The sequence below is a fragment of the Niabella yanshanensis genome, from assembly GCF_034424215.1.
Classification (GTDB): Bacteria; Bacteroidota; Bacteroidia; order Chitinophagales; family Chitinophagaceae; genus Niabella; species Niabella yanshanensis.
In genome coordinates this window covers 3126784-3148051 of record NZ_CP139960.1, presented here as the reverse complement: position 1 = coordinate 3148051, position 21268 = coordinate 3126784, and the positions used below count along the sequence as shown (strand labels likewise).

Annotated in this window: 24 protein-coding genes; 12 read left to right on the top strand and 12 right to left on the bottom strand. The window is 42.3% G+C overall.

The genetic code is table 11. The annotated features are described in order from the left end of the window. Positions 1-59: 59 nt before the first annotated feature. Together U0035_RS13130 and dnaN are read right to left on the bottom strand one after the other, a co-directional pair. Positions 60-512 carry a TPM domain-containing protein gene (locus tag U0035_RS13130; protein WP_162817803.1) on the bottom strand — a complete coding sequence of 151 codons (453 nt, stop codon included), beginning with the start codon at positions 510-512 and terminating at the stop codon, positions 60-62. A gap of 251 nt (positions 513-763) precedes the next feature. After that, complete coding sequence (dnaN, locus tag U0035_RS13125; protein WP_114790228.1) at positions 764-1879, bottom strand: DNA polymerase III subunit beta; 1116 nt, start codon at positions 1877-1879, stop codon at positions 764-766. A 417-nt stretch (positions 1880-2296) separates the two neighbouring features. On the opposite strand from dnaN, the gene U0035_RS13120 reads away from it, so the two are divergent. From U0035_RS13120 to U0035_RS13105, 4 genes are all read left to right on the top strand, one after another. Continuing rightward, entirely contained in the window at positions 2297-3622 is a 1326-nt protein-coding gene (locus U0035_RS13120; protein WP_114790227.1) for a type III secretion system chaperone family protein, read from the top strand. 76 nt (positions 3623-3698) lie between these two features. Next, positions 3699-4802 (top strand): trypsin-like peptidase domain-containing protein, encoded by a 1104-nt coding sequence (locus tag U0035_RS13115; RefSeq protein ID WP_114790497.1) that lies wholly within the window; start codon positions 3699-3701, stop codon positions 4800-4802. 9 nt (positions 4803-4811) lie between these two features. Continuing rightward, entirely contained in the window at positions 4812-5303 is a 492-nt protein-coding gene (locus tag U0035_RS13110) for a regulatory protein RecX (protein WP_114790226.1), read from the top strand. Position 5304: 1 nt separating this feature from the next. Continuing rightward, positions 5305-6123 carry a nitrilase family protein gene (locus tag U0035_RS13105; protein WP_114790225.1) on the top strand — a complete coding sequence of 273 codons (819 nt, stop codon included), beginning with the start codon at positions 5305-5307 and terminating at the stop codon, positions 6121-6123. 28 nt (positions 6124-6151) lie between these two features. Here the strand turns inward: U0035_RS13105 and U0035_RS13100 are convergent, their stop codons facing one another. The 4 genes from U0035_RS13100 to U0035_RS13090 all read right to left on the bottom strand — a co-directional run bounded on the left by U0035_RS13100 (position 6152) and on the right by U0035_RS13090 (position 9989). Continuing rightward, positions 6152-7639, bottom strand: coding sequence for a S41 family peptidase (locus U0035_RS13100; RefSeq protein ID WP_327138691.1), 1488 nt, complete (start codon positions 7637-7639; stop codon positions 6152-6154). A gap of 42 nt (positions 7640-7681) precedes the next feature. Further along, positions 7682-8710, bottom strand: coding sequence for a thiamine-phosphate kinase (thiL, locus tag U0035_RS13095; RefSeq protein WP_114790223.1), 1029 nt, complete (start codon positions 8708-8710; stop codon positions 7682-7684). A gap of 211 nt (positions 8711-8921) precedes the next feature. Beyond that, a complete protein-coding gene (locus tag U0035_RS22985; protein ID WP_211316381.1) occupies positions 8922-9110 on the bottom strand; it encodes a four helix bundle protein in 189 nt (62 codons plus the stop codon). A gap of 105 nt (positions 9111-9215) precedes the next feature. Then, positions 9216-9989, bottom strand: coding sequence for an inositol monophosphatase family protein (locus U0035_RS13090; RefSeq protein ID WP_114790222.1), 774 nt, complete (start codon positions 9987-9989; stop codon positions 9216-9218). Between the two features lie 121 nt (positions 9990-10110). On the opposite strand from U0035_RS13090, the gene U0035_RS13085 reads away from it, so the two are divergent. The 5 genes from U0035_RS13085 to trxA all read left to right on the top strand — a co-directional run bounded on the left by U0035_RS13085 (position 10111) and on the right by trxA (position 14096). Continuing rightward, positions 10111-10314, top strand: a complete 204-nt coding sequence (locus U0035_RS13085; RefSeq protein WP_114790221.1) for a hypothetical protein — start codon at positions 10111-10113, stop codon at positions 10312-10314. Positions 10315-10657: 343 nt separating this feature from the next. Further along, on the top strand, positions 10658-12190 hold the full coding sequence (locus U0035_RS13080; RefSeq protein ID WP_114790496.1) for a GH3 family acyl-acid amido synthetase: 1533 nt from the start codon (positions 10658-10660) through the stop codon (positions 12188-12190). 40 nt (positions 12191-12230) lie between these two features. Then, the gene (locus tag U0035_RS13075; RefSeq protein WP_114790220.1) at positions 12231-12863 is read left to right on the top strand and encodes a LysE family translocator; all 633 of its coding nucleotides are present in this window, start codon (positions 12231-12233) and stop codon (positions 12861-12863) included. A 148-nt stretch (positions 12864-13011) separates the two neighbouring features. Then, on the top strand, positions 13012-13707 hold the full coding sequence (gene mtgA, locus U0035_RS13070; RefSeq protein ID WP_211316380.1) for a monofunctional biosynthetic peptidoglycan transglycosylase: 696 nt from the start codon (positions 13012-13014) through the stop codon (positions 13705-13707). A gap of 89 nt (positions 13708-13796) precedes the next feature. Then, complete coding sequence (gene trxA, locus U0035_RS13065) at positions 13797-14096, top strand: thioredoxin (RefSeq protein ID WP_114790219.1); 300 nt, start codon at positions 13797-13799, stop codon at positions 14094-14096. Here trxA and U0035_RS13060 read toward each other — a convergent pair. The 4 genes from U0035_RS13060 to U0035_RS13045 form a co-directional block, all read right to left on the bottom strand. Then, positions 14093-14572, bottom strand: a complete 480-nt coding sequence (locus U0035_RS13060) for an SRPBCC family protein (RefSeq protein ID WP_114790218.1) — start codon at positions 14570-14572, stop codon at positions 14093-14095. The genes trxA and U0035_RS13060 overlap by 4 nt on opposite strands. Continuing rightward, positions 14556-15131 (bottom strand): AAA family ATPase, encoded by a 576-nt coding sequence (locus U0035_RS13055; RefSeq protein ID WP_114790217.1) that lies wholly within the window; start codon positions 15129-15131, stop codon positions 14556-14558. Before U0035_RS13055 ends, U0035_RS13060 begins: the two co-directional genes overlap by 17 nt. Further along, on the bottom strand, positions 15124-15753 hold the full coding sequence (pnuC, locus tag U0035_RS13050) for a nicotinamide riboside transporter PnuC (protein WP_114790216.1): 630 nt from the start codon (positions 15751-15753) through the stop codon (positions 15124-15126). The genes U0035_RS13055 and pnuC overlap by 8 nt, the downstream gene beginning before the upstream one ends. 85 nt (positions 15754-15838) lie before the next feature. Then, complete coding sequence (locus U0035_RS13045; protein WP_114790215.1) at positions 15839-16435, bottom strand: NifU family protein; 597 nt, start codon at positions 16433-16435, stop codon at positions 15839-15841. Positions 16436-16718: 283 nt separating this feature from the next. Between U0035_RS13045 and U0035_RS13040 the strand changes: the two genes are divergently transcribed. From U0035_RS13040 to U0035_RS13030, 3 genes are all read left to right on the top strand, one after another. Beyond that, entirely contained in the window at positions 16719-18428 is a 1710-nt protein-coding gene (locus tag U0035_RS13040; RefSeq protein ID WP_114790214.1) for an OmpA family protein, read from the top strand. A gap of 63 nt (positions 18429-18491) precedes the next feature. Next, positions 18492-19361 carry a vWA domain-containing protein gene (locus U0035_RS13035; RefSeq protein ID WP_114790213.1) on the top strand — a complete coding sequence of 290 codons (870 nt, stop codon included), beginning with the start codon at positions 18492-18494 and terminating at the stop codon, positions 19359-19361. 159 nt (positions 19362-19520) lie between these two features. Beyond that, entirely contained in the window at positions 19521-19877 is a 357-nt protein-coding gene (locus U0035_RS13030) for an arsenate reductase family protein (RefSeq protein ID WP_114790212.1), read from the top strand. A gap of 3 nt (positions 19878-19880) precedes the next feature. On the opposite strand, the gene U0035_RS13025 is transcribed toward U0035_RS13030, so the two are convergent. Beyond that, complete coding sequence (locus tag U0035_RS13025) at positions 19881-20360, bottom strand: DUF983 domain-containing protein (RefSeq protein WP_114790211.1); 480 nt, start codon at positions 20358-20360, stop codon at positions 19881-19883. Between the two features lie 10 nt (positions 20361-20370). Next, complete coding sequence (locus U0035_RS13020; RefSeq protein WP_114790210.1) at positions 20371-21246, bottom strand: helix-turn-helix domain-containing protein; 876 nt, start codon at positions 21244-21246, stop codon at positions 20371-20373. Positions 21247-21268: the final 22 nt, after the last annotated feature.

Here is a 21268-nt window from a genome sequence, read left to right as displayed (position 1 = left end):
TGCTCCAATGCAAATATTGAGCCGTTCCACAGCTCTTAATTACTTAAACCCAAGATATTCTAAAACTTAATGTTCTTGCGGATGGTATCCATAAGGGCATTTAAGCCGTTCCATGTGCCCAGGTAAAACTGGTCCTGCTTAAAAGAAGGTTTAAACTGATTTTCCACTATAGTTTTGGTTTCATCGTCACTAAGCAGCCGCAATACAAATGGACCGTAATCAATCCTGATACGTCGTAATTGCCTGCTGATGCTTACAGACATACACCGGTCGCTTTTGCCATGCATGCCCGACCACTCATCCAGCAGCAGCTTATTACGTTGGTCAAAGTTATCGGTTGTTATTCCCGGATCGTTTACGGTGGTAATCCTGATTGGGATCAGGTTGCTTTTCTCGAATACCCTGGCCAGAGAGTCCAGCTTTTTCTCTTCGCCGGGTGCGAATATGTTCTCGTAATCGTACACATGATTAATATCAGCCGGCGTTGCAACCTGCTGCGTTGGAAGGATCACTTTAGCTTCCGTTTTAGGTTTTGCAGCGGTACTATTGACTTTGCCCGAAGAATTACATGCTGATAAACATATAACAAGGCCCGCTAACAAATACCATTTGTTATATAATATATAACATTCCTTACCTTTTAAAGAAAGGAGTTTACTTGCACGGAATTTTTGAAAAGTTGCTGTCATAATAATGGAACGATTACGCCGTTTTATACCCGGAAACCCCTTATAGGCAAAATCGATGCCATTATAGATAAAATCTATTGATTCAGCATCAAAGGCATTACCAACATCAACAGCTCTTCACTTTCATCCTGCTCAACTGGTTTAATCAGTCCTGCCTTGGTTGGTGTGCTCAGTTCGAGGTATACTTCTTCGCTATGCGTGCTGTTCAGCATTTCAATTAAAAACTTAGCATTAAAGGCAATTTGCAGGTCTTCGCCATTATACTGGCATTTCATACGCTCATTACCCTCAAAGCTGAAATCCACATCCTGCGCCGCTAATTGTAATTCGCTGCCGCTGATGGTTAATGCCACCTGGTAAGTGCTCTTATTACTAAATACACTTACACGACGGAGCGCTCCTAAAAATTCTGTGCGGATTACAGTAAGCCGATATGGGTTTTCAGTAGGAATCACCACTTTATAATCGGGGAAGCGGGCATCAATTAAACGACAGCTTAAGCGCGTGGTGCCATGCGTTACGAAAAAGTGGTTGGTATTATAATTTAAAGTGATAATATCATCATTATCAGGCAATGCAGACTTTAACAGGTTCAGCGGTTTACGGGGAACAATAAAATTATCACCCCCCGTTGCCTGGGCATCCTTACGCTTGTAACGTACCAATCGGTGTGCGTCAGTAGCAACAAACTGAATACCATTCTTATCCAATTCAAAGAAAACACCTGTCATAGCCGGGCGCAGGTCATCTGTACTGGTTGCAAACAGGGTTTTATTAATAGCGGTTACCAGGGCCGAAGAGGTCATCGTAAATGATGTAGTGTCATCTGCTGCCGGCTCTTTGGGGAAATTATCAGGGTTTTCGCCCATTACTTTATACTTACCGCTATCGCTGGTAATTTCAACACTGAAATTTTTATCGATATTAAAAGTAAGTGGCTGATCTGGTATATTTTTTAATGAATCGATCAGGATTTTACCCGGGATACAAACACGACCGTTATCCTTTGCTTCAATCTCCATCTCCGTTCTCATCACCGTTTCCAGATCCGTTGCTACAATAGTCAGCTTGTTCGCTTCAATTTCAAAAAGAAAGTCCTCCAATATAGGCAATACGGTATTGGCGTTAATAACGCCCGAAAGGTTCTGCAGTTGTTTAAGCAAAGCGTTCGATGATGCTATAAATTTCATCTGTCTGTTTTTATATCTTTTTTAGTGGCCAGATCGAATTCGCCAATAATCATCCCTCTAAAAAAGAGGAATTTTTACAGCTCATTTCATCCGTTTAAAAATTTTATTGTTCTATCCGTTTTTTGGGTGCAGCGAAGCTACTATAAAAATGAATGAACGCAATATAATTTATTTATAATAATACCACATTTTACCTCTTATTATTTAGGAAGGAAGCTGTTTGCCTCCTGCCGCTACCCGGATTTGAGACTTTTTTTTGACTTTAGATCCCACTCATATTGTTGCACAGGGTGGGAGGCCTCAACAGCTTATCGCCGGTAAAGATGGGTTTACCCCAACCCGGATTTAAGATTTTTGTATATGAATCCGTTCTCAAAAGGTTTTGTATCTTCCCCCACTCTATTAAAAAAGGACAGCATGTTTAACAAGCTAATCAGCCTTATAAAAGGAAAAAGTGATCCGGCCGCTGAAGCGGTGCGTATTCCTTTTGGGCGCTATTCTGATAATAACAAAACCGTAGCAAAAGGAAGCCGGTGGACGGAAGCCGATAACCTGTTTAAGGACAAGAAATATATGGAGTCCATTAATGCTTTTTTTGATTATTTAAAAGACGATGAGCAAAAAAATGTAAACTTTTCAGGTGATAATGAGCGGTTTAGCTTCGAGTTTTACCAGGGATCGAAGGTGGTAAGAGGGCGTATTGAAAATGGATTGTTATCTGCTGAAGTAAAACTGGCTAAAATGGCCCAGCCCTCGGTACCGGTAATGCGCCGCCTGCTGGAAATGAATTTCGCGCTCTATTATAGTCGCTATGCACTCCGTGAAAATGAGCTGTGTATGCGGTTCGATACAAATATGGAAACGGCTAATCCGAGTAAACTGTATTACGGGCTGAAAGAGCTCGCTATCAAAAGTGATAAACAGGACGATTTGCTGGTACAGGATTTTTCGTTTTTGGAAAGACTAGACCAGGAGCATATTTATGAAATTCCGGATTCCGAAAAGCAGGTTAAGCATGAAGCCATGCAAACATGGATCACCGAAACGCTGGATAAGATCGCAACGGTTGACGCCGACAAATTTTCAGGCGGTATCTGCTATTTGCTGCTGGCGTTGGTATATCGCATCGATTTTTTGATTGCCCCCGAAGGCCAGTTATTGAACGATCTGGAAAAAATATCAGGCATCTACTTTAAAAAAGATGACCGGCAAATGGTGGAAAAGAACCGGGATATGATCGAAGAGTTTAAAAAGTTGCGGGATAAACCAAAGGAAGAAGTTTTCAAAAACCTGTTCCGTTCAAGGTATACTTTTTCAATTGTAACCCCTCAGCCTCATAAAACGATAGCCGATGCTATCAACGAGGCAAATCAAAACATGCTATGGTACAGGGATAATAGTCACGAGTACTTTGCCAATAAGATCATAGAATACGGACTGACTTATTGCCAGTATTCTTATAGCCTACCCAAGCCAATTAGCCAGTTGATCGAAATATTGATGCAGGTGAATTATCCCGAGTACTTTAAGGCCCTGGGATACACGCAACCGCTTTATATGCCGGTGGCCAATAAATTTGAACAGGATGTGATCGCGGGCAGGATCAGGCAGATTCAAAATCAGTGGAGACAGAAATACCCATTGATGAATTTTAATACCGATCAAATTGCTTATAACAGTTTGCTTAGGTTCAATCAAAGCTTTACCAACCAGATAGAGCTGTTAAACCTGAATAATGAGTGATAAATAATGAATAGGAGTAGTGAAATAGTGAATGTCGAATGAGGGCAAAGGCCGAATATTAAACCTGGAATGGACAATGAATTCAAAAGAAATTATAAACACCTATCAAAACGCTATTATACAAATAGCCACCCAATCGGGTACCGGTACCGGTTTTTATTTAAAGAATTATGGACTGATTGTTACTAACAACCATGTGGTAGCGAACAATCCCGAAGTAACCATTGCCGGTAAAACCTTTGAGAAGGCTTTGTCGAGAGTATGGTATACCGACAGCCAGCATGATCTGGCCTTCCTGGAGCCGCCTTCGGCAGCCGATTTACCCGAAATTGTTTTAGGTGATTACGAGGCAATGAAGGATGGGGATCATGTCATCGCTATAGGCCATCCCTATGGTTTGAATTATTCTGCTACACAGGGGGTCATATCAAAGGTAGACCGCATTCGTGATGGAGAGAAATACATACAAATCGATGCGGCTATCAACCCGGGCAACAGCGGTGGACCTTTGGTGAACTATGCCGGCGAAGTAATTGGCGTGAACTCCTTTATTATTAAAGGTGGTGATAACCTGGGCTTTGCATTACCGGTGAGCACGTTAAAAGAGGCGCTGGATCTGTACCTGCCGCATGTGGGTAACGCAGCAACAAGATGCTCTAACTGCGATTACCTGGTAACGGCCGAAACGATCGACAATAATAAATACTGCCCGAGTTGCGGATCGGAGGTAAAATTGCCGCAGCTTCCTGAAAAAGAGGTAGAGTTAATGGGCGTGGCCAAACTGATTGAAGATATTTTGAAAGAGTTAGGAAAAGATGTGCGGCTGGCCAGGGACGGAGCTAATATGTGGAGTGTGAAAGCAGGATCAGCCAAGGTTAAAATCAGCTATAACCCCGAAAACTATTTTGTGGCGGGCGACGCCTACCTGTGCCAGATGCCCTTGGATGCACAGAAGATAAAACCCCTGTACCAGTTTTTGCTGCAGGAAAATAACAAGCCAAGTGGTCTTGTTTTGAGTTGTGTTAAAAATAATATCGTATTGAGCCGGTTGATTTACGACCTGGATATGACTAAGGAAACAGGCGTAGCTGAGTTCAAAAATCTGTTTGAACAGGCAGACCATTATGATGACTATTTAAAAGATGAGTTTGGCTGTATCGCCAGGCTGGAAGAGGTTTAAGATGGGGTGATGGACGAAAAGCCACCAATATCAAAGCAGCATTTGACGAAAGACCAGGCTTTACAAAAGCTGAGGCATTATTGTGCTTATGCCGAACGTTGCCATAGCGATGTGGTCAATAAATTGTATGACTTGGGTGTTTGGAGAAAAGAGCATGATGAAATTATTGCTACACTTATTGAAGAGAACTATTTAAACGAAGAGCGCTTTGCCAAATCATTTGCCGGCGGGCATTTCAGAACCAAACAGTGGGGTAAGAACAAAATTATACAAGCCCTGAAACAGAAAGGTGTAAGCCCGTATTGTATCAAAGCTGGTTTGAAGGAAATTGATGAAGATGATTATGAACAGACGCTCCAAAAGCTGTTTAGCCGGAAATGGGAGAGCCTGAAAGGCACTTCCAACCGTTTTGCTAAAATGAAAAAAGCAACGGACTACCTTTTGCAGAAAGGGTTCGAATCTCATTTGATCCAACCATTATTTAAAGCTTCAAACGATTAAGATGAAAGACGCCCTAACGATCACACTGGTACAAACGCAGTTGGTTTGGGAAGATAAAGCCGTTAATCTTCAATTACTGGAAGAAAAAATAAAAAGTATTCCTGGTAAAACAGAGATCGTGGTGTTGCCTGAAATGTTCTCCACAGGTTTTAGCATGAAGCCGGAACTGCTCGCTGAGACCATGGAAGGACCTTCAATAGAATGGATGAAGCGTGTATCTGCTGAACAACGTAAAATAATTACAGGTAGCCTTATTATCAAAGAGGTTGGCAATAATGGGGACGAGACCTATTTTAACCGTTTGGTGTGGATGCTGCCTAATGGCCAGTTTGGTGTTTATAATAAACGCCATTTATTTGCCTATGCCCATGAGCATGATCATTATACCGCGGGAGAAAAGCGCCTTATTGCTTCGGTGAAAGACTGGAAGATCAATTTACAGGTATGTTATGACCTGCGTTTTCCTGTATGGGCCAGGCAGGTACCGCCCACTGCCGGCGAAAACTGGCGTGGCTTATATGATGTATTGATTTATGTAGCCAACTGGCCTGAGAGGAGAAGTAATGCCTGGAAGACATTATTACAGGCCCGCGCTATCGAGAACCAATGCTACGTGGTAGGGGTTAATCGCGTAGGAACCGATGGCAATGATATTTATCATAGCGGAGACAGCATGGTGGTTGATCCGTTGGGCGAAGTATTGTATCATAAAAAAGATGAGGAGGACGTCTTTACCATTACACTTGATAAAAATCACCTCAATGAAGTTCGCAACCGTTTTCCCTTCTGGGAAGATGCGGACGAGTTTAAAATTTTCTGATATTAAGTGTAGAAGGCTGATTGAATGATTATCGTATCAACTCTAATACTTTGGCCATCTTCGTATCAACACCTTTTCGTATGCTTTCGGGTGTTGCGCTTACATATACATCCGGCTTAACTCCCTTCCCGTTTTTGGGTAGCTCTTTATCAATTACCAGCCTGAATAAAGGTAACCTGAAGCGAACTTTAGTATGGGGTAATGTAACGTCCGGAATGACCATTGCCGTATTACCGTAGGCCGCTCCCCCCGATGGCTCACCAACAATGGTTACATTGGGCTGTTGGCGAAGGGCATTTACAACCAAAACACTGGCTGAGTAAGTATAGCCGCCGGTTAAAATATAAATATGACCATTGTAATGATTTCTTCTATTGGGGTTGTAGTACCTTTTTTCAAAATGGTTAAAATGATATTGGTCGTTTTTTTTTCTCGTAGAGACCAGCGTAAAAACGGTTTCAATGAAATTGTTTTTGATAAACCGGCCATACTTAAAGGAGGGCTTTTTGGCATAAATGGAGTCGCCGGTTTTGAAGGGCTGGTTTGCCAGGTAGCGTGTTAATGAAGTTGAGTTCGTAATCCTTCCGCCACCATTTAATCTCAGGTCTATGACCAGGTTGTTGATCCCCGAATCCGCCAGCATTCTGAATGAGTTCCTGAAAAACCGCTTTAAGCCAGGGCTGCCTGAAAAGGTATTTAACTCCATAACTGCATACCCCTCCCTAGCAGAAAGCCACAGATGGCGCTGCTCTTTCAGCTTGTTGGTTTTTGACTTCTTGTCTTTGGCTGCAGGCTTCTTCCTTCCTTTAGAGGTGCTGTCTTTGGGGACAACAACCGGCTGTATAACCGTGCTCTGTTCCCTGTTCAGGCTGTCCTTGTAGGCAATATGAAATGTTTTGGGCCAGCCAAAAACACCGGTATATAATGAGGCGAAATAGCTGGTACCACTCAGCAGCTGGCTCTTTGCAACCATATTATTACCGTCTGCGGGAATAAAGCGGAGCAAAGTATCAAGAACCTGTTTGGTTGATACGCCGTTGATAGCATCAATAATATCACCACGTACCAATGGTGTATTTTTAACAGGAGCCGTTAACACAATACTGTCGCTCCAGGTTTTAATATGAAGTGGGAAGCTGCGTTTGATGGATAACGTATCAAAATATTTCTGGTAGCTTCTGGAGGCTCTGACAGATGTATGACCGCACTGAATATTGCTGACAACCAAAGCGAGCACCCTTCTGAATTCGTATTCCGTCATGCTATCTTTTAATAAAAGGCCACCTGCATTAAAAGCGCTGTCCATTTGATGTTGCGTGCTGTACCAGTACAGGCTGGGATGTTTTTGCTCCAGTATTGTTTGAAATAGCTGATAGTCCTCTTGCAACTGCTGTGCAGGGAACTTTTTATTGGGATTAAATGCTTTGCGCGTACCGCTGCAGGATGATATTATTAACAGGATGGTTACTGAAAAGCAAAGAAGAGGTATATTCCGTAGCACAAGTGTGCGACGCAAAACTGATGGGTTATGCACTACTGCCGGAAACATCATTATAGCTTACTTCAATGGGTTCCATCCCTGCGCAGTAATAGCATGCCTGCCGCCTCCTTTGGTGATGATGGTGCTTCCCTCTCCCACTTCTGTCATGTAACCAATGACGCTGATATTGGCATTGGCCGAAATTTTTTCATAATCATTTTGAGATACCGTAAACAGCAGCTCATAATCTTCACCGCCGCTTAATGCACAGGTGGTGGGATCAATCTCAAATTTAAATGCGGCCAGCCGCGACTCTTCAGCTACCGGTATTTTGTCTTCATATAATACACAGCCAAGGTTGCTTTGCTTACAGATGTGCAGGATTTCAGAACTCAGTCCATCGCTGACGTCCATCATGGATGTAGGTTGTATTTCCTGCTCTGCAAAAAAATCAATAATATCTTTCCTTGCTTCCGGCTTCAGTAAACGGCCCACAACATAGGTCTCTCCCTCCAGGTCGGGCTGTACGCCCGGGCTTTCCAAGAAGATCTTCTTTTCTCTTTCCAGGAAAAGTAAACCGATGTAGGCCGCACCCAGGTCTCCGCTTACGCAAAGCAGGTCGCCTTTTTGAGCAGTACTACGTTTTACAAATCGATCGGGGATTACTTCTCCGATGGCTGTTACTGAAATAACAAAACCTTTCTGGGAGGTGGTGGTATCGCCTCCTACCAGGTCTACCCCATAATGACTACAGGCGGCATAAACGCCTTCATAAAACTCATCCAGCGCTTCGAGGCTGATGCGGTTGCTTAATCCCAGGCTTATGGTTATTTGAGTAGGCGTAGCATTCATGGCGTATACATCGCTAAGATTTACAATGACGCTTTTATAGCCCAGGTGTTTCAGGGGCGTATACATTAAATCAAAATGCACTCCTTCCAGCAGCAGATCGGTGGTAACCACGGTTTGCTTGCCAAAATGATCTATTACGGCCGCATCATCGCCCACACCCAGGAGAGATGATGCATTTTGAAGTTCAACATTCCTGGTAAGATGTTCTATCAAACCAAACTCTCCCAAATCGGATATTTCTGTGCGTTCTGACATTTTAATGTTTAATGTACGGAGTACGATAGACGCGGTCCGTTTATTTTTTAATTGTTTCTTAATGTAATGAGTGTTGCCACAATGATTCTTAATAAAGTTTCTCTCTCTTTATATAGATTATTTATTTTTTCTTCAAAATCCCGGATTAAATGATAAAAGCAATTCGAGAAAAAACAAGCTTTCATCCGGCTCCTCTTCTACAATTTTTAATTTATTGATATGATCTGCCTTTGATTTTAGCCCTTCGGGCTGCTCTGTAGTTGGCTCCTGTGGAGCTTGCTGACCGAACTATTTGATTACAATAGGCATTGTTTACCCTGTTTTCCGTCAGGGATTGGTTTAACCTTGCAACATCTATTGCAAACTGTTTGGTTCTCAGCTTCAGCTCTTCAGCATCCATATACTGTGTTTTTCATTAGCAAAAAGTAGACATGTATGATCTTGTGTATATCACCTATCGTCGCACAGGACATTTTGTACACCGTACACCCCGTACATCGTACACTTACTTCACTCCATGAATCACGTCCAGCAATTGCTCATGTATCAGTCCATTGGTAGATACAATACGCTGCTCATAAGGGCTATATCGGTTGCCCTCAAAATCAGTAACTTTTCCTCCCGCTTCTTCAACAATCAAAAAGCCGGCGGCGCTATCCCAGGGTTGTAATTTATGCTCATAAAAACCATCCAGGCGCCCGGCAGCCACCCAACAGAGGTCAATAGCGGCAGCACCCAGCCGGCGAACCGGAACTCCTTCTCTCACAAATCGTTCAAACACTTCAATTGGCCCATTGTTTTGCTGTATATATGTATAAGGAAAGCCTGTAACCAAACAGCTTTTCATTACATCCGTTTCGGCGCTAACTTTAATGGCCTGCCCGTTCAGGGTAGCGCCCTCGCCCTTTTCCGCAAAAAATAATTCGTTCATATGGGGATTGTAAACCATGCCCAGGATCATTTCGCCTTTAAACTCTACCCCAATCGATATGCAGTTAAGCGGAATGCCATGCGCAAAATTGATCGTGCCATCAATAGGGTCGATGATCCACTTGTAGTCTGAGTTTTGCGGAAGTTCTCCTGTTTCCTCTGTAAGGATATAGTGGTCGGGGTAAGCCTTTTGTATCACTTCAAGGATGGCTTTTTCTGATGCGTGGTCCGCGGCTGTAACCAGATTATTGCGTCCTTCCTTGTACTTTATTTCGAAGGTCTGATTAAAATACCTGGATACCTGCTCGCCTCCGGCCATAATGGCTTCGTGTAAAACGGTTTTTAACATACAGCAAAGATAGGAAAGCGCTACGGGAGGGTTATTAAAATACGGGAAAAATCCCCTTTCCCTGCCTTTGGTTTTTTGCTTTCTTTGGGATTAATATCAGCTTTCGTCTAAATCCAAAGCAATGAACCGCACAATGATCAGTTTTCTTACCAATGAGCAAACACCTAAGAAATTGCAGGAGGCATTAAAAAGCCTGAAGCAGAACAAAGGAAAAGCAACCGAAGCTAAAAAGGATAGGCTTTTGGTTGTTCTGGGTGTCTCTTTTTTAACCGGTATATTTGTTCTCTTTGTGTTACTGGTGCTCTCTATGTTGATTCTTTATTGAAAAGGGAGGCAGTTAGCCAGAAAGCATATATTTATTTAAATGCGCCTGTCTCCGCTAACAGACCTTGTCAATTCCCCAGCTTCATTTTATCTACCCTGCTTAAAAACCATTATACAGCCAACAGAACCTAGCCCTAAGCAAAGTATATCCCCGCTTTTAGGGTGCAATCATTATATTTGTTTGCAACGCAATGTTGAAAGGAGGAGATTGTAAGGTTGTTTGTATAAACCTAAGCTGCCATCTCCTTCAGGGGAGTTCCGGATCGCATAAAAACGACCAGAAAAACCCATTTTTCACAAAATCGTATCTTGCAACTTTGCTGCACCCACAAGGTAGTAGTTTTATGGCTTCAATAATTGATTTTAAAATACCGAAAGCGATTGCCAGGGCCCTGGGGCTTCCTACCTCCGACGCCCGGAAGCAACAGCGTAAAGTGCTTAAAAAGCTGCTGAAAAAGGCAAGATTTACAGAATTTGGCCAAAAATATAATTTTGACCAGGTTTTGTTAAGCAAAAATGTTGAAAAGTCCTTTCAACAATCAGTTCCTATTCACGACTACAATAAGATTTACAACGACTGGTGGGCGAGAACGTTGGATGGTGTTCCGGATATAACCTGGCCGGGAAAAATTGAATACTTTGCGCTAAGCTCAGGAACGTCCGAGGCGGCCAGCAAATATATACCGGTTACCAAAGATCTGTTACGCAGTAATACCATTAATTATATCAGGCAACTGATTAGCGTATTTTCTTACCAGGAAGCCAATAAAAAAGCACTGAGGAAAAGTTTCCTAATGATTGGAGGCACAACTGATCTTCAAAAAAGCGATATCGGCTGGTACGCGGGCGACCTAAGCGGTATCCTGGCTAAAAAGCGACCCTTCTGGTTCCAAACCTTTTATAAGCCGGGCGGACGTATCGCCGCGCTAAAAGACTGGAATGAAAAACTCAAAGAAATAGTAGAGCATGCAAGGGAATGGGATATCGGCTATATAGTTGGCGTTCCTGCCTGGTGCCAGATGTGTATGGAAATGATCATTGAGAAGTACAAAGTCAATAATATCCATGAGATTTGGCCCAATTTCGGAGTCTTCGTACATGGCGGTGTTTCTTTTCAACCCTACAAGAAGTCGTTTGAAAAGCTATTGGGTAAGCCAATAGTGTACATCGAAAATTATTTATCAAGCGAAGGGTTTATCGGCTACAAAATGAAGGAGCATGCGCTGGGTATGCAACTCATTACCAATAATAATATCTTTTTTGAATTTGTTCCTTTCGACAGTAACAATTTTGACGCCGATGGAAATGTAAAACCAGATGCAGAGGCGCTACTTATTGATGAGGTAGAATATGGTAAAGATTACGCGATTCTGCTCAATACCAACGCCGGCTCATGGAGATACCTTATAGGAGACACTATCCGGTTTTTGAATGTAGAAAAATGTGAAGTGGTAATAACGGGTCGCACCAAGCATTTTTTAAGCCTGGTAGGAGAGCATTTAAGTGTGGATAATATGAATTGTGCCATAGAAAAGGCCAACAATCACTTCAATATCAGTATTCCCGAGTATACTGTAACCGGTTTCCCTTACAAGAATTACTTTGCTCACAAATGGTATATAGCTACCGATGACAATGTAGATTCAGCTGAATTGCTGAAATTCATTGATGATACGCTGAAAGCCATCAATGATGACTATGCAACAGAAAGAACCAGCGCCCTGAGTGATATTTTTATCGAAATTTTACCCGAAGAAAAATTTCTTAAATTCATGGAACTAAGAGGTAAGCTGGGTAGCCAAAATAAGTTTCCCCGGGTAATGAAAGGCAATATGCTCGAAAACTGGGATAAGTTCCTGGCCACAGGTAAAATTTAACTTCGCTCCTTAAAAAAACTTCATTAATCTTGCCGGCACTATGATTGAAGGCTTAATTAAAGGATTAACCTTAGGATTATTGTTAAGCATAGCGGTTGGTCCCGTACTTTTTTCTATCATAAAGCATAGCATCAATGTGGGCCATAAAGGCGGGATCGCATTTGTTGCCGGAGTCTCTGCAAGCGACTTTACTTTTGCTTTTGTCAGCAATGTATTCTCTGCTTTATTTCTGGAGATCAGCGAATACAAACAAGGCATTGGCATTACGGGGAGTTTATTTTTATTCGCGTTGGGCATTTATTTTCTTTTCTTTAAAAAAGTAAGGATTAATGAGCAGGGTAAGGCCATTCAGATCAATTTCCGTAAAAGAGATTATGCTAAAATGTTTCTTTCCGGGTTCTTAATGAACACCCTGAATCCTTCTGTATTTTTATATTGGCTAATGGCCTCATCATCTGTCATCAACCACACCATACAGGAGCGGGTAGTTATTTTTGCTACCTGTTTGTTAATCGTGCTGGCAGCAGATATCACCAAAGTAATGCTGGCCGGTAAAATTCGTAATCGGCTTACCCCGCACAATATTCAGCTCATTAATCGTATCAATGGTATCATATTAATTGGCTTTTCCATTGCCCTGGTGGTGGGTCTGCTGCTTTATAAACCGCACTAACCCCTCGGCAAAATACAACCCGGAGCATTTATTGGTTAACAGATGATTAAGTACCCACCCCGGCCGGGGACTATTTCACTATCTTTTATGACAAGGTTCATCGGGTTCGACATATAAACGATTAAACTTTTCTATATATTGCAAGGGCATGAAGCGGATTAAAAGAATATGGAGACGGATTAAGAGGACATTCATTGTTCTTTTCATTGCTCAACTACTTTATATCGTTGCTTTAAAATGGATAAATCCGCCCATAACCATCACGCAACTCGTTAGTTTGATAGAGGAGCATGGTTTAGAAAAGGAGTATGTTTCCCTGGGCCAGATGTCGGTAAATGCAGGACTGGCTGTTATTGCTGCTGAAGACCAGCTCTTTCCCGATCATAACGGTTTTGACTGGAAGAGTATTCAAAAGGCATTGGATTACAACCAAAGAAAGCCAGGGCGTGTTCGCGGCGGCAGCACTATCAGCCAGCAAACAGCAAAGAATGTTTTTCTATGGCAGGGACGTAGCTGGATCCGAAAAGGCCTGGAGACTTACTTTACTTTTATGATCGAAAAAATATGGGGGAAAAAGCGGATTTTAGAAGTGTACCTGAACGTAGCAGAAACCGGGAAAGGTATTTTTGGGATAGAAAAAGCAGCTCAAACCTATTTTGGAAAATCAGCAAAAGATCTTTCGCAAAGCCAGGCAGCAGCCATAGCCGCAGCGTTGCCCAATCCTAAAAAGTACTCGGTAAAGCCCATGAGCGCCTACGTATCCGCACGTAGCAAGAAGATTGTGCAGCAGATGAATTTTTTAAGACCTGACAGAGATATACAGGCAATTATCGGTGGCAAATAGGCAAAATTTTACTCCATTGAACGCCACACTTATTTAATTGAACTGGTGGTCTGCTTTTTGTGTTATTATTATAGACAAAAAGAACAAATATGACTTTTAAAGAAATCATCAACCAGGATAAGCCGGTATTGGTAGACTTTTTTGCAGAGTGGTGTGGTCCCTGTAAAATGATGGCGCCCGTGCTGGAGCAGTTAAAAGAGCGTATGGGCGATGCTGCTACGATCATTAAAATTGATGTAGATAAAAGTCCGCAGGCAGCCAGCGCTTACCAGGTACAGGGAGTGCCCACATTGATTGTTTTTAAAAACGGGAAACCGGTTTGGCGGCAGTCGGGTGTACGTCCCCTGGCAGAATTAGAAAGTGTGCTTACATCTAACGCGGCACATTAGCCAAAATATTGTTGCAGGGTTTTATAGCGGAAAGAAAAAATATCGTGTAGCTTTTTAGCTACCAGCCTGCCCGCAACCATACGACCAGCAAACCCCATCGGTAGCTTGTAACTAACCAGGTCTGTCATCAATACACCCTTCACATTTTCTTCGAAATGGTGCTCATGGTGCCACATAGCATAAGGTCCCTTTCGCTGTTCGTCGATAAAATATTTTTGATGAGCGATATGCGTAATTTCAGTAACCCATTTATTTTTTATCAGGGGGAAAATAGAGATCTGGTAAGTAATTAATTTACCAGGATACATATCGCCATTGTTGCCCGAAGTGATCTCAAAACCAATATTTTCAGGCGTTATGCTTTGAAGATTGGCAGGTGTGGCAAAATAACTCCAGGCGTCAGCCAGGGTTGTGTTCAGTTGCTGTGTCGCCTGTAAAACGTAGATACCCGAATATTTTTTAATGCTGATTTTCATATAGCAATTTTTCAGTGGCGTCAATGGCTGCTTTGAGGCGATCATCATTACTGCCCTTAATCTCCACCCAGGGTGTTGACTGGTTAACGAGCAGGTCTTTATACATCTTAAACAAGGTTTCACGGGTTTCCAGGTCGGGGTATTCCCGTAGTTCGTCCCTGGTCCAGGGCAGATCGGTGTTACAAAGCAGGTACAGATCATATTTACGTGCCACAATTTCATCTAGTATAAACCGGTGACATTGTCCAAAAACAAATTCACACCATACTTTCATTACATACATATCGGTGTCGATAAAAAGAGGCTGGAACTTCGATGCCGGATGCCGGATGTTAGATAGCTTTTGACTTCTTACCCGTTCCACATACTCATCTTCCAAAGCCACCTGTCCCTTTGCTATGGTAGCCAGATCATCAAATGTATAATTGGTGCCGTTTTGCAACAGGTACTCCCGGGCATATTCGGGGCACCAAACGGAGTTATAATGAGCCGCCAGCTGTTCGCAAAGTGTGCTTTTCCCCGTGCTCTCCGGTCCTATAATTACAATTTTTTTAATCATTACTCCTATTTAGATAAGCTCTTCTTCGCCACTCCATCAGCCCTCCTATTGCTAAAATCAGCAAAACAAAATAATAAACGGATGTAAATACCAACCCTTTTACAAAATATAAAGGCATACCGCAAATATTAGTAATAACCCACCAGTACCAGCTTTCTACTTTTTTCTTAGCCATCAGCCACATACCGGTAAAGGCACTTGCTGAAGCCAGCGCATCGGCCCAGGGAATAGCACCCGGTGCAAAGGCCTTCTTCAAATAGCTCAATGCAAAAAAAATGCTGAGGTAGAAAAAGGCAAAAAAGGATAATTGCCCCAGCCATTCTTTTGCCGACGAAAAACGAACCTGAATAATGGCTTGCTGCTGTTTATCTTTGCGGGTCCATAAGTACCAGCCATACATATTCATAAGGGTGTAGTAAAAATTTACCGAAGCTTCACCCAGCAAATGATATTTAAAGCTCAACCAGATGTAAATAATGGTATTAAGTAATCCGGTAGGATAAACCAGGATATTTTCTTTACGGCTATACCAAACACTGGCAATACCAGCCAGCACGGCTATGTACTCTGGAATGGTGGTGGCTTTGAGACCGCTGATCAACTGGTTAAAAAATTCCTGCAAACGTAGATTTTTTCAAAAGTAAGCTTAAACAAAAAGCTGTGCGGTTGAATGCACAGCTTTTCAAAAAAAACAAAAATTGAAAAAATTATTCTGCTTCTGCTACAACCTCTTTTACTTCAGGGATCATACGCTTCATCATGCCTTCAATACCCGATTTCAAAGTGATCATTGATGAGGGGCATCCGCTGCAGCTACCCTGCATCATCAGGTTAACCACCCCATCGTTATAGCTTTTAAACTGGATAGCTCCACCGTCCATTTCAACAGCAGGCTTTACATAGTTCTCCAGTAATTCTTTAATACGTTTTACTACATCATCGTCGTCAGCCAATACTTCGTTGCTGCTTTCCTTTTTTACTTCAACAATCTCATCTTCGTTAATCACTTCTTTTCCTTCTTCGAGGTAATCTTTTAAAAACTGGCGGATAGAAGGTGTCACGTCCATCCACTCCGCATCCGGTGTTTTGGTGAGGGTGACAAAATTGCTGGCAATAAAAACAGCTTTAATAAATGGAAAACCAAATAATTCTGTAGCTAACGGTGAAGGTTTGGCACTTTCCGCATCCGGGAAATCGATACTCTTACCAGGATACAAAAGCTTGTTGGCAACAAACTTCATGGTTTCCGGGTTCGGTGTCATTTCTGTATATATGCTGATAACGGGACTTCCTGTTTTAATCATAATTCTGAAAATTAGTATGCAAAGATAACAAATCTTTTGAGGAAAGGTTGGGATTTTGAATAGGATGTTGACAGCTGGCGGATGATAGCTGGCAGTGGCGCTCATGGTACAAAATGAACGCATATTTGACAATAAAGTACCGGTAAGGGTCAGCGTTCACGTCTTCAACAAAAGAAATCCCATTAAGGGGTAACAATTGCTCCTGATACCTGATATACCTGCAAATAACTCAACCAGGGATGCCGAAAACTGCCAGAGTAGGCTTCACTTAAACAGGTATATTATGAAAAAGATATTTATTTTACTGTGTGTTTTACAAACACTAATGTTTGCTGTAACCGCGCAAACCAACCCTTACGGCCCAGCCCGGAACGGTCTGGGAGCTTCCTTCAGGGGCGGTTACGATCTGCTGCCATTTTACAATAACAATACACCGTATATTAATTACAAAGGTGGTTTCGCAGCGGGAGCCAGCTTCAATTACTATTGGAGTTGGTTAGGCCTGGGCGGAGATTTTGATTATATCCAAAATAGCCCGAAAAGCAATTATCCCACCAGCGCTTACAATAGCTCAGTACTGGATCTGAAGGAAGACAAGGTCACCCGTATGTTCTACGGCATCGGACCCTCTTTTAAATACCAGCGGGACGAAAAATTTGCCGCTGAACTATTTTTACGCGGAGGACTGACCCATATAAAAGGCGGGTACACCAACCTGTCTGTTGTTGCGCCCGCTCAGTTATTGAACCATCATGCAGGATATGATGCCAAAAATGTATTATCCGCAAAGGTCCAGGCGCAGTTCAGCTATTATTTTACCCGTTCGGTTGGTCTGCATGCCGGCGTGTATTACCTGAGGCATTTTCAAACGCCTGAACTTACGAATGCCAAACTAGGATTTTCTGCAGCCTATTTGCCGTTTACGGGTGAGAATACCGGATCACAACCATCCCTGGTGCAGCGTAACAATGCCTGCAATTGTGATATCAGCTCTTTAGGCGCTTTCGCAGGGGTGAGCATTCAACTACCCAAAAAGAAAAAGCAGCCGGCACCCAAAGAAGAGTGTAACACCTGCGATAATTATGCTTTGGCAATTACAGCCAAAGACCAGTACACCGGCGAAATATTGCCGAATACAGATGTTGTGATCAAAAATGTATACGGCGAAATTATTCAAAGCGGTGCTACCAATAATTATGGCGTGATCGTATTTAATAATATCCGTCCTGATAATTATTCAATAGCCGGAAAACTATTTGATATTGATCTTAAGGGTGCTCTAGCCAATAAAAATGAATTCGAACCTAACCAAACGCTCCAAAAAGAAATATTATATGCCGACGATCGTTTTATACTTCGCGGACAGGTAGTAGAATGTAATGTGGCCAATCCATTGAGCGGAGCTTCTGTGGTGCTGACGAATACTGTAAAAGCAGAACAAAAAACAACCAATACTAACGATAAGGGCGCTTTTATTTTCCAGGCTTTACAAAATGCTGCTTATTCAGTATATGCTAAAAAGAATGATTATTTCTCACAGACAGAAATGATCTCCACTCAAAATTTCGACCGGAATAAAACACTGTTTATCAAGCTGGAAGTATGTATGGAAAAAACCGACTGTGGCAAAGCAATTATTCTTAAAAATATCTATTACGATCTCGACAAATATTTTATAAGGGAAGATGCAAAACCTGAGCTACGTAAGCTTGCCCAGTTTATGAAAGATAATCCCGGCGTAAAAGTAGAGCTGTCGTCACATACAGACTCCAGGGCCTCGGATACCTATAATATGAATCTTTCACAAAAACGTGCAGACGCAGCAGTAGAATACCTGGTGCTGCAGGGCATACAAAAAGAAAGGTTGATCCCGATGGGTTATGGAGAAAGAAAGTTACTGAACCGCTGTAAAGACGGAGTGGATTGCAGCGAAGCTGATCATCAACTCAATCGCCGTACCGAAATCAAGGTAATCTGTCCTGATAGCCGCTAACCCTAACCAACCAGGGAGGTTGTTCCGTTGGCCTCCCATTTTCAACCCTTTAAAAAGTTTGTTATGAAAAAGTTTTATACAAAGTCAATTGCCATTTTAATAATAGGAATTATCACTTTTATTGCTACCTCCTGCGACAAGAATGCTGCCTTGTGCGACTACGACGAAGTACCCACTGGTTGTGCTGCCGGGATGGATGTTGCCTTTTTAATAGATTATACGGGGAGTATGGGTAGCGCAATTGACTCCATAAAAAGCGAAGTCAATACGATTGTTAATACTATTCTAGCTGAATCTGGTGGTGATTACAGGCTCGCGCTGGGTATTTTCGACGAATATCCGAAAAGAAGCGGGCCTTCCTATATTACCAGCCCGGCCTATACGGCTCTGCCTGCTGCACAAAAGAAAATAATAACAACCGGCAGCGGTACTGATCAGCATCTTACTATGATGCAAATGTTTGCTCCCGCTAATGCCGCCAGCTTCAGCACACAGCTTTCTTTCCTGAATAATAACCCTAACATGCCCATGGGTTGGGGTATTGGAGGACCAGAGCCTGGAGATTTGCTATTGCACGAAATTTTGAACAACAGCTTTGCAGGCGCATGGCGCGGGGGTAACATTACGAAACTTGCTATTATTATCACCGATGCCCCGGCCAGCGGTGATGATGATAATGCCAATGCAACAGACGATAGCTTTTTACAAGGCCTGGCAACAGCGGCTAATAGTATGGGGGTGCAGTGTGTATTGCTGACTACTTTCAGCGGCAATACATTATATCCTGCTAATTATCAAATACAACTTATTGCTAATAATACAGGAGGCTCTTCGGTTGTAGCACCTACTTTTAATAATATATCCCGTGATATCATTAGCCAGATACAAAATATTTGTAACGAAAATAACTCCCCAACAAAAAGTAAAGATTAAATATTCCTTCTGCCCTTCTCCTTAGACCATTTCAAGCTTTGAAATGGTCTTTTTTTATAGAAACCATTATTGTAATCACCCCCGCGTCATTGCGTATTGCGGTAAAACACTATATGACTGACTTGTGAATGTTATGCGCTCAACTACTATCTTTGGTTGATGAAGAAGATTTACTACCTGTCCACCTGCAGCACCTGTACCGAAATAATGAAAGAGGCGAATATCAGCGAACAAACGGGATTTAAGCTGCAGGATATCAGAACCCAGCCCATAACATCGACCCAATTGGATGAGATGAAAAAACTGGCAGGATCTTTTGAATCGCTGTTTAGTCGCCGGGCGCTTAAGTATAAAGAGCTGGGTTTAAAAGATAAGGCCCTGACAGAGCAAGATTATAAAAACTATATATTAGAGCACGATACTTTTCTCAAGCGCCCGGTAGTTATCCTGGGTGACAAGATATTTATTGGCAGTGAAAAGAAAAATGTAGCCGCTTTAAAAGATGCTTTGAAATAATTACTACCAGTTATTTCCCTGGTCTTTGTTCAGTCTTTCTGATTGTTTAGGCGGATTGGTTCGCCAGTTTTTATCATATCTCACAAAAAAGGAGAGCCATATTGCCCGTGCTAACCGCATGATTAACGGCTGTAAGGCAAGCAGTAAAACAGCATTAAAAATCAACCAGTAAAAAATCCTGTTATCATTAACGCTCAGGCCAACAAACACCCACCAGGCAATAAGAGAAGCAACACTTAACGCAATGGATAAAGCATAGCTGATATAGCCGCTGCCATAATAAAAGCCTACTTCCAGCTCAAAAGGTTGTCCGCAAACCGGGCAGGGCTCATTCATTTTCATAATGCTGGATAACTTATATGGATTCCGTTCAACAAACAGATTGCCCTTGCGGCAACGGGGACATTTGCATTGCAGCACTTTTAAAAAACCAGGTTTGCTTTCGTCTGATGTTTGAACGGAGGGAATTGTTTGTGTATGCATGATCCATTATTTATTTAATCTGTTTTCTAAATTCGAAAGGCGTAAGTCCGGTTGCCTTTTTAAAGAAGCGGTTAAAATAAGAAGCGTCTTTAAAATTGAGGTTCCAGGCTATTTCTGCAGCCGTCATTTCTTCATTCACTAAAAGCCGTTTGGCTTCCAGTATTACCCGGTCGCGTATCAGCTCGCCGGCTGTTTGACCGGTTAGGTCCTGGCATAAGGCGTTCAAATGATGCGGCGTAATGTACATGAGCGCTGCATACTCGTTTGGCAACTTTAACAGCCGGTAATTTTTTTCGATCAGGTTCCGGAATGTTTTTAACGTCAATACTTTTTGATTGGGTATGGAATTGGCCACTTTTTTTCCGGAAGCTTCATCGGCGAGTATCAGGAAACGCAGTAACAATACCCTGATCAGGTCTTCATGAACGGGTCTGCCTTCAGCAGCTTTCAACATTTCATTCATTAATAGTTCTCCTTCCTTATGCAAAGGACCTTTTAATTGAATGACGCCTTCATCACAATTGCCGCTGAAAAAAGAAAACTGGTCCAGGTAGGAAGAATTCAATAAAAACGACTTGAAAAAAGTCTCGGAAAAGTTAATAATATAACCCTCTACTTTTCCTTCAAATTGCCACCCATGCACCTGCCCGGGAATCATAAAATACGCCTGACCAGCCACTACGGGAAAGGTTTTAAAATCGATAGTATGTGTTCCTTTGCCCGCGGTAAACAATACAACATGATAAAAAGCGTGCCGGTGTGGATAATTCAGTTTTGCATAATGACGGCTAATGTATTGAGCAAAGTCTTCCACAAGAATATCCTCATCCGGCGGTGTGGATGAAGCACTGATATTGCAAATATTGTATACCGGGAACTTTGTCATAGCACGTTTAATACTATACAAA